Origin of the sequence: Rubritalea tangerina (genome assembly GCF_042683245.1) — a bacterium.
In the GTDB taxonomy this organism is placed as follows: domain Bacteria; phylum Verrucomicrobiota; class Verrucomicrobiia; order Verrucomicrobiales; family Akkermansiaceae; genus Rubritalea; species Rubritalea tangerina.
This window is the reverse complement of record NZ_JBHUJB010000047.1, coordinates 1-16,673: the sequence shown is the minus strand read 5'-3', so window position 1 is coordinate 16,673 and position 16,673 is coordinate 1. Positions and strand designations below refer to the sequence as shown.

Sequence of the window (16,673 nt, the reverse complement as noted above, 5' to 3'; positions counted from 1 at the left end):
TCATCAATGTAGGAATAATTACTCCATTGCACCTTGCGATATTGCTGGTCCTGCCAACCAACCACTCTAATCCCATCCCCACCCATTTCCCAGTGAATTCGTCACCCACGATCTGACCAGATTCCCCCTCCTCTTCCCACTTGGACGTTATCTCACATCCTCGTACGCAATATTCAATCCGTCGACTACTTGTAGATCGCCGCCAGTAGATTATCCTTAGTCACCTATGAAAGCCCTTCTCTCTGCCTTCCTCCTCAGTGTCAACTGGCTAATTGCCACAGACACTCCCACTCAGGGAATCGCATCCCCAGCCGGCCCCACCACCATCTCCCTCAGCTGGAACGACAATGCGAACGATGAAAGCGGTTATGAAATCCAGCGCCACAATGGTGACCTCCAGTGGTCCACAGTCGCCAGCCTCCCAAGAAATGCTTTCCAACACTACGACCGCGGACTCACCCCCTCCACCACCTACTACTACCGCCTTCGCGCTCTCGGCACCCCCCATTCATCTTGGCTCACCCTCGATCCTGCTACCACCACCATCAAGATGAACATCCTCTTCTTTCTCGCCGATGATATGGGGTACAAAGACATCGTAGGACTCCGCGATGCCACCATCGACGGCCCGACCATTTATGAAACACCAGCTCTCGACCAACTCATAGCTGATGGCCTTAGCATCAATAATGCCTACTGCTCTGGCCCCCGATGCGTGGTAGCACGCCGCTCCATTCTCTCAGGTAAATACGACTGGCGCCCCGAAGCGATCCCGAATAACGACTACTACCTCGACCATCACGGAGACCCCATCGGCGGCGGACTCTGGGCTGGCGGCACCACCGTCGCTGGGGCCGAAGTCGGTGCTGGCGTCACCATCCCCAATGACAATGTCACCTACGGAGAAGCCACCACCGCTGACTACCTCACCTGCTATATCGGCAAATACCACCTCGGTGAATCGCCCTCCGCTACCCCCCTTGTCGGCTATACCTTCGGAGATCAACCAGCCCGTGGCCCCCGAGCCCAAGGCTTTGACGTCAGTATCGGTGCAGGCCACGCCGGAGCCCCCCCTGCATCCTACTTCTCAGTCGAAAACCAACATAACCTCGGCCACTACACCTTCGAACTCCCAGACCTCGATGATCCAGACTTCGGAACCACCGCACCCGTTCAAGGCGAATATATCACCGACCGCCTCACCCAAAAAGCCATCGGCTTCATCAATCACTCGCTCACTGCCAACCCAAACGACCCCTTCTTCCTGACCCTCGCCCACTATGCCGTCCACACCCCTGCAGAAGCTAAAATCAGCGACATCAACTACTTCAAAGCTAAAAAAATAAACATGGCTGCCGAACTCGCCACGCACCCAATGGCCGCCACCCCACTCATCACAGATACCACCACGAAAACGCGTATGCTGCAGGATAACTTCGTCTACGCCGCTATGCTCAAGTCCTATGACGACTCCATCGCCGCTCTGCGTGCCCACCTCGCCGCCACAGATGACCCACGCAACCCAGGTAAAAAACTCTCCGAAACCACCATCATCATCGTCAGCTCAGACCACGGCGGTAAATCCACCACTCCCATCGATGATAATAAACCCCTCGAAGACGATAACTCAGACCCCTTCAACCCCAGCCCCACATTCGATGCTGTGAGCGGCACCTACAAATCCGGTACCCCCAATGCCTACAGCTCATACCCCACCTCAAACTACCCGTACCGCCAAGGCAAAACCTGGGTCTATGAAGGTGGACTCAAAATCCCGCTCATTGTCTACTACCCAGGCCTCACCACCGCAGGCTCACGCTCAAACGCCTTCGTCCACGGTGCCGACTTCTTTTCCACATTCGTCGATATGGCCGGTGCCCCACAAAATGCCGAAGCTACCGACTCAATCAGCTTCATGCAAACACTCGCAGAACCCACACGCGCAGCTCGTACCGAACTCCACCACTTCTTTACCAATGCCAACAAAGGTACAGGTAACCCCGCTATCGCAGCCTACCGAAAAGGTGACTACAAGCTCCTCTACTTCATGGTCCAAAGAAAACTCGAGCTCTACAACCTCGCTGCCGACCCCTATGAACAAAATGATCTCGCCGCCACCCGCCCCGAACTTGCCGATGAAATGCTCAAACAAATCTACGACCAGTTCCTCTCCACTGGCGGTAAAATGCCCAAACCCGGGTCTAACACTTGGAGCTCCGAACAACAAATCCTCGTCGATAATGGCTTCATCAACGCCCTGCCCGCTCTCCCTGACGCCCCCCCTTCTGACCTAACACTTACCACCCTCTCGGATACCACGATCCAGCTCGATTGGAACGTCAATGCCTCTAACGCCACACACAACATCATCTACAGACGCTCAGACCCAGATGCCGAAGATAGCTACCGAGAAATTGCCTTCCTCCCCATCACCACAACAACCTTCATCGATACCGAACTCAGCCCCGGAGGTAAATACCGCTACCGCGTCGAGTCTGAAAACCTCGCAGGTTGGGCAACCTCTAACACTGGGAACAAAACACTCACCCTCACCAACTCTGGCTCCACCCTCCCCGCACTCGCTGCAGACGATTCTATCACCACCGTCCCAGGTGAACTGCGTATCATCTACCCACTCATCAATGACCAAGGTGAAGGAGCACTTCAAATCCAATCGGTGACTACCCCCACCATCGGTGCCGCAGTCCACGATGGCTCTCGCATCTTCTACCAAGCCCCTGAAAACTTCGCGTCCAACGCCACTCTCAGCTATACCCTCATCGATGAAGCCGGCCAAACTAGCACCGCTACCGTCACCCTCACACTCCCCATCCCGAAACAAGGTACAAGCTTGGAACACTGGGACTTCGATGAAACTGCCCTCTCGCAGTTAGAAAATACCCAAAGCAATTCCGGCCTCACCTTCTACGGCGCCACCTCACCAAAGGTCGCAACCAATGGCTCTGGCCAACTCCTCCTCCAACAAGATTCAAAAAATCACAACCGTAACTCTAACGCTATATCTGGTGCCCCCTACTCCAGCGGATCATTCACCCTCAATTACCATCTCTCCTCACTCGACCTCACCAATAGCCAGACCGGCGCTAGCCTAGGCTTTGGCTTCAGAGACGATCTGACAAAAAATGATATCGCCCTTGCCCGACTCAGACTAGTCTCAGGCACCCTCGTCCTAGAGGCTAGACACCCATCCACTACCCTACTCTACGCCTTCCCATCTAATACCAGCACACTCAATAATGCCACCGTCTCAATCACCCTCGACCTCGACGCTGACACCTTCACCACAGCTCTCACCCTCAACGGCTCCGAAGCATTCACTCCCATCACCCTACCCACTAACCCCGTAGCACCTCAACTCACCGCAATCAAATTCCAAGGAAATCAAGACGCCTCCCTCTGGGCTGCCTCAGATACCGCCGCCGTCGATTACTTAGAAATCATCCAGAACGCTACCACTAACACCCTCTACCACCACTGGGCCGCAACCTACCCCTGGGATGGCGAACGCCTCACCGCCCCACTCGATGACCCAGATGCCGATGGACTATCCAACATTATAGAGTTCGCCTTCGGATCCCCACCGAATCTCACTAACTCCTCCTCCCCTATCAGTATCGATCCCGCTACCCTACAAATCAACTTCACGCCCATCAGAGATACCACACACCTGCACTATCAAGTCGAATTCTCTAACGACCTCAACGATTGGTCCAGCACCCCGCCACAGCTCATTACCACACCAGCTAACACCCCAGTTCAGGTAGACCTCCCATCCAACGACAAAAGCTTCGGCCGCGTCACTGTGGGCTCTAATCCACAATAACACACCACAATTTCAGCCCATTGCCCACTAGCTCTCCCCCACATTTCTTGGCATAGTAAGTGACACAAACTTAGTAGACCACCACCATGAAATTACCCCACTTACTCACTACCATTTGCCTCATTAACTTCACCAATGCAGCCGACTCCAATATTGTCGAAAATGGTGACTTCAAATCAAAACGCCTCAAAGAATGGGACATCCGCCCAACCAAAGGGTACTACACTAAAGACATCGAACCCAAAATCAGCAAAGGCAGCATCCAATTCTCAAAACTCAGAGGAGAATACCCACGTGACCTCGTCTTCAGACAGTTCGTCGACTTAAAGCCCAATACCCAATACGCAGTCAGCTTCGAGGCCAAAGGTAATGTCGATCCAAAAAATAAAATTGTCTTCGGAGTCGGCCGACCACACTTCGCTTGCCCGAAAAAAGACCTCACTGACTACTTCCACCTCAAACTAACAAAACTCAAAATCACCCCTGAGTGGCAAACCTTTAGCTACGAATTTAAAACTATCTATAAAACCGATAATAAAGACGCCCGAAAAAATGGCTTCAACGAAAGCGCTGCCAAAAAAGAATGGGCCAAAGCCACCACCGACCCAGGTGAAGCACCCACCCACGTGATCTTTAAACTCGGAGACATCGAAGGCGACATCTCCATCCGCAATGTCCAACTCGTCGAAAAAAAGTGACCCCTCCCCAATAATCTTTTTCTAACATACTGCCATATCTAACTTCATTCACCCGTGTAGTGTGAATGCCACTCAGGGGGACAGCACCATGATGTTGATTGGGTCCATGGTGCAACTCCCCTGAGTGGCCACCACTCCCTCCTATTCCTTTACCTCAGGCACCATCGCTCGCGGTGGGGCCTCCTTCATCGCTATCACCGGAGCACTCTGCGCCACCCGCACCACACTCACCGTCTCATCTCCCATGTGCGTCGTTACCAGCACATCTAAATCGTCCAGCAAGGCTTGGCGAACAGGACGGTCAGCTAATAAAAAGATGTAAACGTCACCTGGACGCTCCACCCCCGCCCTCAGTGCACGCATCAATTCCACCCCCTTCTCCGCATCCACGCGCTCATTGACCGCGTACCACAAATCTTCCGCTAAAGGGAAAGCCGCCGGCTTCGCCTGCCCCTGCTTCACCTGCTCGATCAACCGATACCCCAATGGAGCCATCGCCACGACTCCCAACCCAACCAAACCCGTGAGGATGCGCTTCATACTCAACGCCAGACTCGCATCCATGTCCTTGGTCTTGAGCCCGTGAACACGAAACACCATGGCACTGCCCAAGGTGATCATCACCATGTTGGTCAAAAATAGAATGAAGGCCCCAAGCGCAATCATCCAGTCCTGTGAGCCAATCGCAATCCCCGATGCCGTCAACGGCGGTACCAACGCCACCGCAATCGCAACCCCAGGCAATGCTCCCGACATCTTCGGCCGTGCCATCGCATACGCCGCAGCAGCCCCAGCAAAAAAGGCGATAAATAAATCCAAAATGTTCGCAGACCCACGTGCCGTTACCTCCGTCGTCAACTCATTGCCCGGTGTTAACACCCGCAATAAAATCCCTAAACCTAACCCCACTGCCACCCCACGCCACATCGACTTCACCGCCGTCGTCAATAACTCAAAGTTCCCCTGTACCAAACCCAAACCCGTGGCAATCAAGGGCGTCATCAAGGGCGCCACTAACATCGCCCCAATGATCACCGCCACTGAGTTCTGCAATAAACCCAAACCCGCCAATAATACCGAACAACCTAACATCACCCCAAAGTTCATACTCCACGATGATCCCTCCTTGAGCTGATCCTCTAACTGAATGCGTTCCTCTTCATCTAACTCTGGGAACAACTCCAAATAGTCCAATACATGGCTCAACTTCATGCGCTCCTTCTTGATACCCATACTATCTAGCAGATTACACAGACCACTTACGGTCAGTCAATCACCCCATAGACTTGATCACCCACAACTCTTTCTCACACCGCGACAAACACAAAAAAAAGCCGCCCCCCGATGGAGCGGCCTAATACGATGCTACGAGACGAAATGGTCGGAATGAGCTTGCAGTATATCAAGTCGGAGTGAAGCAGTCCCGCACACGCGGGACAACTGAACCACCACGATGATAGTATCTAAGGTAATCCGATTTACTCTAAAATCGCGTAGCGCACCCTAGAGCCATCGTTCGATCCCAAAAGAATTAAATCCCTAGAAATTTAACTTCTGCAGTGACTTCGGTAAGAATTGCCCATCCTTACGCACCAACTTGCCATCGAAGTAAATCTCACCACCACCCCAGTCCTTGCGCTGAATCGATACCATGTCCCAGTGCACCTGCGACCGGTTTCCATTGTCCGCTTCCTCGTACGCCTGACCAGGAGTAAAGTGGAAAGAACCCGCAATCTTCTCATCAAATAAAATATCACGCATCGGCTCCTTAATTACCGGGTGAAAACCTAAGGCAAACTCACCAACATAACGCGCACCTTCATCGCTATCCAATATCTTGTTGAGCTCCTTTGTCTTCGAACCAGCCTCTGCTTTCACAATCTTACCGTGCTGAAATTCCAACCTAATATTATCAAAAGCAATCCCTTGGTAAATAGTTGGGGCATTGTGCGTGATCACTCCATTCACACTATCCTTCACAGGTGCCGTAAATACCTCCCCATCGGGAATGTTGTAATGCCCACAGCACTCGACAGCCGGAATGTCCTTGATAGAAAATGTGATATCCGTACCTGGATTAACAATCTGAACCACATCTGTCTTCTCCATCAGACGCTTCAATGCGCGCGCTGGCGTAAGCATCGCTTTGTAGTCTAACAAGCATACATCAAAGTAAAATTGCTCAAAGGCCTCAGTGCTCATTCCCGCCTGCTGCGCCATCGATGGCGTAGGCCAACGCAAGACACACCACTTCGTTTCTTTCACCCGGTGGTCCATCACCGGGCTCAAATGCTGCATCGCAGTTGCCATCTTCTTGGCCGGCACATCACTCAGCTCAGTGATGTTCTGTGACCCCCTCAGTGCAATGTAAGCATCCATGTCCTGCATCTCCGCCATCTGATGCGCTGCAATCGCCTCATACTGCGCATCAGTCGCCCCCATCAACATCTCACGGTTCAACTTGGCATGATTCACTCGTAAAAATGGAATCGCTCCCTTCTTGCGTGCCTCTCGCATCAATGAAATGCCAATTTCATCAGGAACTTCTGCCACATCAATCAGCACTTTCTCACCGCGCTTGAGGCTTGTCGAAAAACGCACTAACTGCTGCGCGAGTTGGTCAATTCTTGGATCTTGCATGCTCACAGACTCGCCATGACGCACCACTTGTCAAGTGAGTCAAATCGCTTTGCCGATTTCCAAGTTCTCTTTGCCACTACTGACCAAGCCACCACCTCAGACTTCTCCATTCTTTCGCATTGCACTCTCATCAATCTGCACGATCATACCCCCATGATCACGGAGTTAGAAAAAGCAGCCAATGAGCTCAATGCAGCTCTAGCACCCCTCCACTTTTCCTCTCCTGTCACCCACACCTACAACCCCCTCGTCTACGCCTGGCAGTCACACCGTACCTACCTCGAACGATACGCGTGCTCCAAAAAACGCGTCCTCTTTCTCGGCATGAATCCCGGCCCTTGGGGAATGGCACAAACGGGTATCCCCTTCGGAGAAATCCCCGCCGTCCGTGACTGGATGGGTATCCAAGCACCCGTCTCAAAACCCGATAACGAACACCCAAAACGCCCCATCGAAGGCTTCGATTGCTCGCGCTCCGAAGTCAGCGGACGCCGCCTCTGGGGACTCTTCGCCGAACGCTACCCAAACGCTCAGGACTTCTTCGCCGACCACTTCGTCGCCAACTTCTGCCCACTCGTTTGGATGGCTGATACCGGTAGAAATATCACCCCAGACAAGCTGCCAAAGGCTGAATCAGCTCCCGTAGATGCTGCATGCCTTAAACACCTCGCCACCCTCATCACCCTCCTCGAACCTGAATTCCTCATCGGTGTCGGCGCCTTCGCTGAAAAACAACTCAAGACCGCAGTCAAACAATACCACCCCAACACCAAGTTTAAAATCGGCAAAATCCTCCACCCATCCCCAGCTTCTCCCCTCGCAAATAAATCGTGGCCAGAACTTCCTGAAAAACAACTCATCGAACTCGGTGTCTGGCACTAATCTAACGCATTCTCTTTCTTTATACCATGGACCTCTCTGACTACCGCCAAGAATACCTCAAAGACGCACTCACTCGTAGCTCCGTCGAACCTTGCCCATTCCAACAATTTACCAAGTGGTTCCAACAGGCAGTCGATGCCGACTACCCAGAACCCAATGCCATGTCCATCGCCACGGCTTCCTCCGCCGCCGCCCCCTCACTGCGAACTGTCCTCCTGAAATATTTCGACACCCAAGGCTTCGTCTTCTTCACGAACTACCAAAGCCGTAAAGCCAAAGAAATCGCGGAAAACCCACAAGTCTCACTCCTCTTTCCTTGGATCAACCTCGAACGCCAAGTCGTCGTGCTCGGTCGTATCGAAAAAATCTCCAAAGAAGAATCCCTCAAGTACTTCCAAAGCCGCCCACATGATAGCCAACTCGGCGCTTGGGTATCCTACCAAAGCTCAGTCATTCCAGACCGCGAATGGCTCGCTACAAAACTCGACGAACTCAATAAACAATACGCTCCCGGCGAAGTCCCACTCCCCGAGTTCTGGGGCGGCTACCGAGTCATTCCCCACCATATCGAATTCTGGCAAGGTGGCCCAGCTCGCCTCCACGACCGCATCCTCTACTCCAAGTCTGATGACGCCTCCGAATGGTCCCTCGATCGCCTCTCACCCTGAGTAATACCACTTCGTGATTCAAAAGACTCAAATGACGGTGCAATTTGTTCAGGAGTCAAGGCGGAGTGAAGGAGTGCAATTTAGCATAACTCCTCCACAGGCCAGCATCTAGCGGAAGCTCACCTTGACGCTCTTGGCCAAGAAATCGAGTAAAGCTTGGTGCGCCTTGTCCACTTCCTTTGCCTTGAGCGTCTTCTCCGGGGAACGATAGGTAAAGCTGTAGGCCACAGACTTCTTGTCGGCTGCGATCTTCTCACCAGTCGGATCCGTGAAGACATCAAAGCAATGGTAATCGACTAAGAGCATCTCGTTGTGCTTCTTGATCGCATTTTCAATCGCTGCGTTTTCAAGAGTGATTGGAGCTTCCATCGCTGCATCGCGGCTAGACCCCGGAAATTGTGGTAGTGGATCTACTTTCTCAATACCCGTGGCAAGCTGCTGGAGCTTCGCTAGATCGAGTTCTGCGACATACACCGGGTGGTTCGCATCGATCGCACGGCAGCGTGCTGGAGTCAGCTGAGCGAAAGCGCCAATTGGCTTACCGTCCGCTAACACATCCGCTGCGAGAATGAAGCCATCGCGCTTACGCTCCTTGAGCTGAACAACAGCCTTAGGAAGAGCTGCGGTGATCACCGCCTTGAGATCATAGAGATCCGCAATGCTTGGAACTTTGTTTGCCCAGTTCACTGGAGCATCTGTACCGGAAATGAGAAGTGCCAGAGACTCAGCTTCAAGATCTTTTGCCTTACCACCACCTGCGTTGCGGAACTGCTTACCCATTTCGAAGAAACGAAGCGACTTGCGGCCTTGGCGAATGTTGCGAGCTGCTACTGCAACAAGTCCAGGTACAAGACTTGGGCGCATGACGGCGTGGTCTTCGGAAAGCGGTAGAGAAACTTTGACAAGATCGCCATCCATCAGCGGGCGCTGTGGAAGTGCGTCACACATCTGAGCGACCATGTTGTCGTTAGAGTGCTCAGCAATCAACTTGATCGTCTGCGTCTCGTAAAAACCTAGTGCTGCAAGCTGCTGCTTCAGCTTCAGCTGATAATCGTATGCCTTGTCGACATCGCTCTCGTCCACGTAAGCACCGACGAAGCGGCTCTCGACATTTTCAAGACCGTGCACGCGCGCGATCTCTTCGACGAGGTCGATGTGACGTTGAAGATCAAGACGGTAGCTTGGAACTTCCCAGCTGTTATCTGCACCCTCAGTCAGACCGAGCTTGGTGAGAATCGCTTTCGCTGCATCAAGCGTGATGCTGCCACCCATGAGCTGCTCAAGCTTTGCAATGTCAAGTGTCACGGGCTGCGTGAGCACAGGTGCTTCACCTGCCACTTCGGTAGCACCTTCAATGATACCACCTGCGATTTCGACAATCAGTTTCGCCGCCAGAGCTGCCGCATTATACACTGCCTGCGGGTCAGTACCACGTTCGAAACGGTAAGAAGAATCAGAGCTAAGCGCTGTGCGGCGAGAACTGCGACGGATAAAGGAAGGCGTGAAGTAGGCTGCTTCCAGAATCACATCAGTCGTTACTTCTGTAACCCCTGACGCTTCACCACCCATGATACCAGCAAGCGCAAGCGCGTTACCGGAAGCATCAGAAATCAAAAGGTCTTCTGTGGTGAGTGCGTGCTCAGATCCGTCGAGCGCATCAAACTTCTCACCATCATTGGCTAAACGAATGTCCAAGGCTCCCTCCACCTTCGCCGCATCAAATGCGTGAAGGGGATGCCCAAGCTCGTGCAATACAAAATTGGTGATATCCACCACATTGTTAATCGGGCTCAAACCGATCGCTTCCAGCTTAGTCTTAAGCCATGCTGGGCTCTCAGTAACTTTCACACCCGAAATCTTTGTCGCCGTGTAAAGCGGACAACGCTCTTCCGCGGAAATCGTCACCGTGCTGGCAGCTGTCGTCTCCAAACTCGGTTGCTCAAATGGCTTGCGCTCCTTACCAGTCAAGGCCGAGAGCTCGCGTGCCATCCCAGTGTGGCTCAACAAATCTGGGCGGTTCGGAGTGATCTCCACCTCAATGATCGTGTCAGACTCAAAGATCTCCACCAGTGGCTTACCAACCTCTGCATCCGCAGGTAAAATCATCAAACCATCTTCCTCGTCCACCAAACCAATCTCGCTTGCCGCTGCCAACATCCCCTTGGACTCCACACCGCGCATCTTTGTCTCACCAATCGTGAATGAGCCAAGACTCGCTCCAGGTAAACAACAGGGCACCTTATCTCCCACCTTGTAGTTCTTCGCACCACAGACGATCTGGCGTAGGGCGCCTTCGCCAGCATCCACCTGAGTCACCTTCAATTTGTCCGCATCTGGATGCTGAACCGCCTCCATAATTTGCGCCACCACAATCTTGTCTGATGGCACACCAGTCCTTGATATCCCCTCTACTTCTACACCTGCAAAGGTGAGAAGGTCATCGAGTTGTTCGAGACTGTGATCGCTGAGGTCGAGGTGGTCGTTAAGCCAGTTGAATGAGACGTTCATGGTATGAAGCACCGCTTTGCGATGCGAAGTTGTAGTTGGTCCTAAGTGCCCCGATGGGATGAAACCCTATCCGAAACACCACGATGGGATGCGCTTTCACTGCAGGAATTTCACCCAAATGTCAAACCTTCCATCCCTCTGCAGAAAATCACCGCACCTCCACCCGAAACCTCCCAGCCACTTGATCTCCTCTGGGAGCCGAACCCAAACGATTCCCGTACCATGCCCATGTCTCCCCCTCCTTTTTGCCCACCAAGTACACCTCCGGCGCAAATCTATCGGAACCATCACCATAGCGCACCTCCGCCACACTCTCATCCTCCAACCATACCCCCTCCCGGTATCCCCCAACAAGCGCCACACCTTGCCTGTGCGTGACCACCTTCTTGGCTCCACCTACCTCCAAATGCACAGGACTCAACTCGCCCCCCGAGCGTACAGCACGAGCATCATGCTGCGCATAACGAATCCCACCACAGCCCGTCAGCCCTAACACCACCATACCTGCCAATACCAATCGAATCATGCCTCATACCCTCGCAAGCTTCCCCACCCCAATTCAATCCCTAATCACCCCCACCCGCCTAAACTTCATCCAGGCCCGCACACACCAATGCGTAATGCTTCAGCACATTCGGCAATAAGTCTGGGTGAGGACATCGCTCATGGATAAATGCCTCCAGCTCCTCGCGACTAATAATCCCCTCATTAATCATCCCTGCCACAAAATCAATGTCCTTCTGACGTCCAGCCTCCGTCTTATTGTACGCCAAATCTATCGGGTCCAAACAATAGCCGGTGATCTCACCCACCTCAAACTTCACACAGCGCTCCAGCCATCCCTCTGGTTGCGATAACATCGTCCAGTCCCCCACCCGCTCAACATAAAAATCGTTCTCAGATTCAAAGGGACTCGCCTGCCCCACCAGATCATCCCCAGGCTTGAAGGTCTCCGTCTTCAACTTCCGAATCGGAAACATGTCAATGTCCGCTGACAACCTTAAATACCCTGGCGCATCCGGAAATGACGCTAAGATCGATGCCGAACCCACCACCACAAAACGCTTGCGGTCATACGCCCGCGCCGCCGCCTCCAAGGCCGTCTTCAAATCTTCCTCAAATAATTCCCTCGCACTACTCATTGGCTCATTCATATCCTAAATGCCGCATTAAGCACACTGCGAATCTACCCGATCCTCCCCCACATGCCACCAAATCATTGTGGCAACATCGTCTGTTGCACCTCCCCAAACTTCCGCTCAGGACAAACAAAAAGGCGCGCATGAACGCAATTGCTCGGTCGATGAACTCGTGTCCCTCAACAAATTTGCCACCGCACTCGCCGGCTGGGTCAGCAAAATCTTCTCCCACTCCATGTATATCTCACGCGCCGCACACAATGGTCGAGCTAGCTGGCTGCGTACTTTTGCCAATCCCTGCGCCATCGCGTCAGGGTTATGTTCCACAAATTCCGCGAGACGTGCATGCACCCTCAACTGACGCTGACGCATACGCTCAACGCCCGCCGCTTTCTCAGCTAATAAGGTGTGAATAGTTTCGCTATCGACCATGTAACATTCAAGCTAAGCAAAAAAATCTCTCCTGTAAAGGATGTGATCGATGCCCAATGATTAAGCGACCTGAGCCCCACGCCTCAATCGCCCCTGCCAATTTACGCAAATTGCTTCAAGAAACGCGTGTCATTCTCAATCAATAGACGGATGTCCTTGATCCCCCACTGAATCATCGCCAATCGATCTAGCCCCATACCAAAGGCAAAACCTGTCACCTTCTCAGGGTCAAACAAATCGTCGCCACGGCTCTCCGCGAGTGATGAAAATACCGCTGGATCCACCATGCCGCAGCCCGCAACCTCAATCCACTTCGGCTTCTGGCCCTTGACGTGTAACTTCACATCGATCTCGAAACTTGGCTCAGTGAACGGGAAAAAGTGTGGACGGAACCGAACCTCAGTCTCATTGCCAAACATCGCACGGAAGAAATACTCAAGCGTCCCCTTCAGGTCGCCCAACTTCACATCCTCAGCCACAAATAAACCTTCGAGCTGGTTGAAGACTGACAAGTGCGTCGCGTCAATCTCATCACGGCGGTACGCTGACCCCGGAGCAATAATCCGCACCGGTGGCGTCGCCTTCTCCATCGTACGAATCTGTACAGAAGATGTGTGCGTGCGCAGTAACTTGCCACTATCAAAATAAAACGTGTCCTTCTCGTTGCGCGCCGGGTGGTCATCCGGTGTGTTCAGCGCATCAAAACAATGGTACTCAGTCTCAATCTCCGGCCCCTCAGCAAGTGCAAAACCCATGCGTCGCAATATCTGAATCGCACGATCCTTCACCAAGGTAAGTGGATGCAACCCGCCTTCTAGCAACTCGCGTGCTGGCAATGTCACATCAATGCCTTCCACGGACTTCTTGTCAGCCTCTTCCTGTAAAGCGGCTAGCTTGGACTCGATCGCTGCCGTAATAGCCTGACGCGCCACGTTAAGTGCCTGACCATACGCAGGCTTTTCCTCGTTTGGCAGGTCTTTCATCGCTGCAGAAGCGGCAGTCAATCGCCCCTTCTTTCCGAGAAAGGCCACACGTGCCTCATCGAGAATTTTCTGATCAGAAGCAGCTTCAATGGCGCTGAGAGCATCAGCTTGGATCGTTTCAAGTTCCTGTTTCATGGACGGCAAAGCCGTGCCATATTTCCCCCACTCTGTCCACTGGTTTCTCCCACTCCCATAAGGGTACCCATCCCCCTAGAGAAAATGATTGAGCTCCTCAGACGACTTGCTAGCGACCAAGGCCGGAGCCTTCTCCTTAAATTGCGCAAAGTGCGCCGTTTGCTTATGCGCCTCCAAATGCTCTCCACTCTCCCATACCTCAATCAAGAAAAACTCCTCAGGCTCTTCCTTCTGTTGATACAACACATACTCCACACACCCCGGCTCCGGCTTCGACTCCTCCACCATAAACACGAGCAGCGCAGCAAGCGCATCCGCACATCCAACCTCAGCCCTTAAATTAATCTTCTTCGCAATCATATCCAGTTTCTTGTGTTCGCAAAACCTAGCCACCACAACAGCCAATCTCAAACAAAAACTCCCCCATCAAGCCCAAAGAATGCCCACAATTCCCCACTTGCCACCCACAACAACCGCACCAAAAAAATGCTTTCCAGAAAGCCATGCTAAACAGTAAAAAGAATAACTTCCTAACAGACTAATACCACTTCGTGATTCAAAAAAGTCAAATGACGGTGCAATTTGTTCAGGAATCAAGGCGCGATGAAGAAGTCCCGCACCCGCGGGATGACTGAAGAGAAACGCTGATTCATTAACAAAGAGCCCGATCCTAAATTTCTCTCGCGCAGCGCAATGCATCAAGGCCCCCAAAAATCATCATTTGTCTTTTTTGAAGTGCGATTTGGTACAACCGCCCGACCGCACCCGCCACTTTTCATTCGCTATCAAGTCGAAATCTCCCAACATGCAACGAGCCGCTTCACCACAAACCAAGGCAAACCCAAGCTCTAGATTGCTAGCAAAGCCCTGCCTAAACCCAATGCGGCAATTGAGAAATCTATGCTGGCTCTCCACCCTTTTCATCCTTGTCGGCTGCCACCCCCCGAACCACCTGATGCCCACCCCAGCCCTTTACTCACATGGGGCTCAGCCAGCATTCTCCAACAACTTACCCACTGAGCTGAAGAGGCCCGAAATGCCAATCTTGTACGTCACAGACCGTAAACCCACTAACAAGACCCCTCAAAATTGGTCTTATGGGATTGGACGAGACCGTTCCTTTGCTGTCGGTGAAGCAATTGTCGGCTTCCAGAAAAATACAAGCTGGGAAGAACTTGCCACCGACGCAACGAAAAGCACCCGAAAGGCCCCCTATAAAATGCGCATTCGCTCAGTCGACGAAAAAGTGCGCACTCCTAACTACCCCCTCAAGTATCTCAATCGACACCAACACTCCAGTGCCGCTCCTGCTGTGAAATCTGAGGAAGCTGAAGCCATCGCGGATACTAAACGCTTAATCCAGCAACGCCTCAAGCTGTCTCCTAAAAAAGAACTCTTAATCTATGTCCACGGCTTCGCCACAGACTTCGAAAAGTCACTATGCACCACAGCTGGCCTCTGGCACTTCATGGGAAGAGAAATGGTGCCAATCACCTACACCTGGCCAGCCGGCAGTGGTAGCCTCCTGCGTGGCTACGCTTATGACCGAGAATCCAGTGAACTGACCGTCTTCCATTTCAAGCGATTGTTGAAATGGATCAGTGACATGCCAGAGGTCGAAGGAGTCCATCTGATTGCCCATAGTAGAGGCGCTGACGTGACCATCAATACCCTGCGTGAACTCGCACTGGAGTCATTAGCGAGAGGGCAAAACCCTCAAAGCCGCTATAAAATCCGCAACGTCGTGCTCGCAGCTCCAGATGTCAGCGGTGAGATTGGCCTAGAAAAACTTACAGACTCAGGCGCTAACAGAATCTCACGCCGGTGGCTCACCTACACTTCAGGAAGAGATAAGGCCATCGGCATAGCCGAATACCTCTTTAGCAGCAGCCGCTGGGGACGCATCAGATGGGATCGACTCAGTGCAGATGACTTAGAGGCGATAGAGTTTTACTCAGGCTTCTTTGGCAAAGAAGATGCCACTGTAGAGTACCGTGGACGCCTCGGCGGCTCATTTGGCCATGAATTCCATATCGCAAATACCATCGTCTCATCAGACTTAGTGCTAGCCCTCCGATTTAACAAATCACCAGGCCCAGAACATGGTCGCCCACTACATCAAAAAGGCTCACTCTTCTGGATCATAGACGAAAATTTTTATAACCAATAATTCTCACTTCCCAGTAACGCATTCCCCTCTTCGAGAACCAGACAAACAAAAATGGTACGTAGTGAAGCCCGATGACATGCCATTCCAAACAAACCATTTGAAACGAACCGAAATACCACCGCGTCACCACCGGCATGAACGCATCCCCCAAGTCGCCCTCAAAGGAATTGCCAAACCTCAACGAGGTTTCCGCACCCAGCCCAGAGTGGCAAAGCCAACTCTGGGTAATCACAAAAATCCACTAGAAGTCTGAAAGACTTCAGGCTTAAAAATGATACAGATCCTTACACCCCTGCACCTTTGGCATTGAGATCTGTATATTCAAAACTAGCCCCATGGTTTTCTCCTGAAACTCGTCTCCCAGCCAGGTTTGAACCCAAGGGGAGATAAGTAATGTGACCATTTATTCGGTATCTGGTGGAAACTTTCCGGTAAATCGATACAAGCTCATAGCATCACTTCCTCTGCGGAAGCCAAGCAAATCGCAGCAAGAATCCTACGTGGTCGAACATGCGCGTTCACTTAAGGAGCTGTAGTTTATCCATCAGCGACTTACGACTTCTTCGATCCATCC

General features: G+C 52.3%; 13 protein-coding genes. 5 read left to right on the top strand and 8 right to left on the bottom strand.

Features of this window, described 5'->3' with window-relative positions:
- Positions 1-226: 226 nt before the first annotated feature.
- Both ACFSW8_RS11720 and ACFSW8_RS11715 read left to right on the top strand, forming a co-directional pair.
- Entirely contained in the window at positions 227-3,844 is a 3,618-nt protein-coding gene (locus tag ACFSW8_RS11720; RefSeq protein ID WP_377087640.1) for a sulfatase-like hydrolase/transferase, read from the top strand.
- A gap of 86 nt (positions 3,845-3,930) precedes the next feature.
- Complete coding sequence (locus tag ACFSW8_RS11715; protein ID WP_377087643.1) at positions 3,931-4,542, top strand: carbohydrate binding domain-containing protein; 612 nt, start codon at positions 3,931-3,933, stop codon at positions 4,540-4,542.
- Between the two features lie 141 nt (positions 4,543-4,683).
- Here the strand turns inward: ACFSW8_RS11715 and ACFSW8_RS11710 are convergent, their stop codons facing one another.
- The gene (locus ACFSW8_RS11710) at positions 4,684-5,775 is read right to left on the bottom strand and encodes a DUF389 domain-containing protein (RefSeq protein WP_377087644.1); all 1,092 of its coding nucleotides are present in this window, start codon (positions 5,773-5,775) and stop codon (positions 4,684-4,686) included.
- Positions 5,776-6,081: 306 nt separating this feature from the next.
- The gene (locus tag ACFSW8_RS11705) at positions 6,082-7,182 is read right to left on the bottom strand and encodes an aminopeptidase (protein ID WP_377087645.1); all 1,101 of its coding nucleotides are present in this window, start codon (positions 7,180-7,182) and stop codon (positions 6,082-6,084) included.
- Between the two features lie 153 nt (positions 7,183-7,335).
- Here ACFSW8_RS11705 and ACFSW8_RS11700 point away from each other — a divergent pair, with 153 nt between their 5' ends.
- Positions 7,336-8,064 carry a uracil-DNA glycosylase family protein gene (locus ACFSW8_RS11700; protein WP_377091400.1) on the top strand — a complete coding sequence of 243 codons (729 nt, stop codon included), beginning with the start codon at positions 7,336-7,338 and terminating at the stop codon, positions 8,062-8,064.
- A gap of 26 nt (positions 8,065-8,090) precedes the next feature.
- On the top strand, positions 8,091-8,732 hold the full coding sequence (gene pdxH, locus ACFSW8_RS11695; RefSeq protein WP_377087647.1) for a pyridoxamine 5'-phosphate oxidase: 642 nt from the start codon (positions 8,091-8,093) through the stop codon (positions 8,730-8,732).
- Positions 8,733-8,840: 108 nt separating this feature from the next.
- Here pdxH and pheT read toward each other — a convergent pair whose 3' ends face one another.
- The 6 genes from pheT to ACFSW8_RS11665 all read right to left on the bottom strand — a co-directional run bounded on the left by pheT (position 8,841) and on the right by ACFSW8_RS11665 (position 14,289).
- The gene (gene pheT, locus ACFSW8_RS11690) at positions 8,841-11,240 is read right to left on the bottom strand and encodes a phenylalanine--tRNA ligase subunit beta (protein ID WP_377087648.1); all 2,400 of its coding nucleotides are present in this window, start codon (positions 11,238-11,240) and stop codon (positions 8,841-8,843) included.
- Between the two features lie 148 nt (positions 11,241-11,388).
- Positions 11,389-11,766, bottom strand: coding sequence for a type II and III secretion system protein family protein (locus ACFSW8_RS11685; RefSeq protein WP_377087650.1), 378 nt, complete (start codon positions 11,764-11,766; stop codon positions 11,389-11,391).
- A gap of 58 nt (positions 11,767-11,824) precedes the next feature.
- A complete protein-coding gene (locus ACFSW8_RS11680) occupies positions 11,825-12,394 on the bottom strand; it encodes a DUF6036 family nucleotidyltransferase (RefSeq protein WP_377087651.1) in 570 nt (189 codons plus the stop codon).
- Between the two features lie 105 nt (positions 12,395-12,499).
- Positions 12,500-12,811, bottom strand: coding sequence for a hypothetical protein (locus ACFSW8_RS11675; protein ID WP_377087653.1), 312 nt, complete (start codon positions 12,809-12,811; stop codon positions 12,500-12,502).
- A gap of 101 nt (positions 12,812-12,912) precedes the next feature.
- The gene (pheS, locus tag ACFSW8_RS11670; protein ID WP_377091401.1) at positions 12,913-13,929 is read right to left on the bottom strand and encodes a phenylalanine--tRNA ligase subunit alpha; all 1,017 of its coding nucleotides are present in this window, start codon (positions 13,927-13,929) and stop codon (positions 12,913-12,915) included.
- 75 nt (positions 13,930-14,004) lie between these two features.
- A complete protein-coding gene (locus ACFSW8_RS11665) occupies positions 14,005-14,289 on the bottom strand; it encodes a putative quinol monooxygenase (protein ID WP_377178304.1) in 285 nt (94 codons plus the stop codon).
- A 595-nt stretch (positions 14,290-14,884) separates the two neighbouring features.
- Between ACFSW8_RS11665 and ACFSW8_RS11660 the strand changes: the two genes are divergently transcribed.
- Entirely contained in the window at positions 14,885-16,099 is a 1,215-nt protein-coding gene (locus ACFSW8_RS11660) for an alpha/beta hydrolase (protein ID WP_377178302.1), read from the top strand.
- The last annotated feature ends 574 nt before the right edge of the window (positions 16,100-16,673 follow it).

Coding starts and splice junctions, on each gene's coding strand:
- ACFSW8_RS11720 (WP_377087640.1), top strand. CDS start 227: ATGAAAGCCCTTCTCTCTGCCTTCCTCCTCAGTGTCAACTGGCTAATT.
- ACFSW8_RS11715 (WP_377087643.1), top strand. CDS start 3,931: ATGAAATTACCCCACTTACTCACTACCATTTGCCTCATTAACTTCACC.
- ACFSW8_RS11710 (WP_377087644.1), bottom strand. CDS start 5,775: ATGGGTATCAAGAAGGAGCGCATGAAGTTGAGCCATGTATTGGACTAT.
- ACFSW8_RS11705 (WP_377087645.1), bottom strand. CDS start 7,182: ATGCAAGATCCAAGAATTGACCAACTCGCGCAGCAGTTAGTGCGTTTT.
- ACFSW8_RS11700 (WP_377091400.1), top strand. CDS start 7,336: ATGATCACGGAGTTAGAAAAAGCAGCCAATGAGCTCAATGCAGCTCTA.
- pdxH (WP_377087647.1), top strand. CDS start 8,091: ATGGACCTCTCTGACTACCGCCAAGAATACCTCAAAGACGCACTCACT.
- pheT (WP_377087648.1), bottom strand. CDS start 11,240: ATGAACGTCTCATTCAACTGGCTTAACGACCACCTCGACCTCAGCGAT.
- ACFSW8_RS11685 (WP_377087650.1), bottom strand. CDS start 11,766: ATGATTCGATTGGTATTGGCAGGTATGGTGGTGTTAGGGCTGACGGGC.
- ACFSW8_RS11680 (WP_377087651.1), bottom strand. CDS start 12,394: ATGAATGAGCCAATGAGTAGTGCGAGGGAATTATTTGAGGAAGATTTG.
- ACFSW8_RS11675 (WP_377087653.1), bottom strand. CDS start 12,811: ATGGTCGATAGCGAAACTATTCACACCTTATTAGCTGAGAAAGCGGCG.
- pheS (WP_377091401.1), bottom strand. CDS start 13,929: ATGAAACAGGAACTTGAAACGATCCAAGCTGATGCTCTCAGCGCCATT.
- ACFSW8_RS11665 (WP_377178304.1), bottom strand. CDS start 14,289: ATGATTGCGAAGAAGATTAATTTAAGGGCTGAGGTTGGATGTGCGGAT.
- ACFSW8_RS11660 (WP_377178302.1), top strand. CDS start 14,885: ATGCCCACCCCAGCCCTTTACTCACATGGGGCTCAGCCAGCATTCTCC.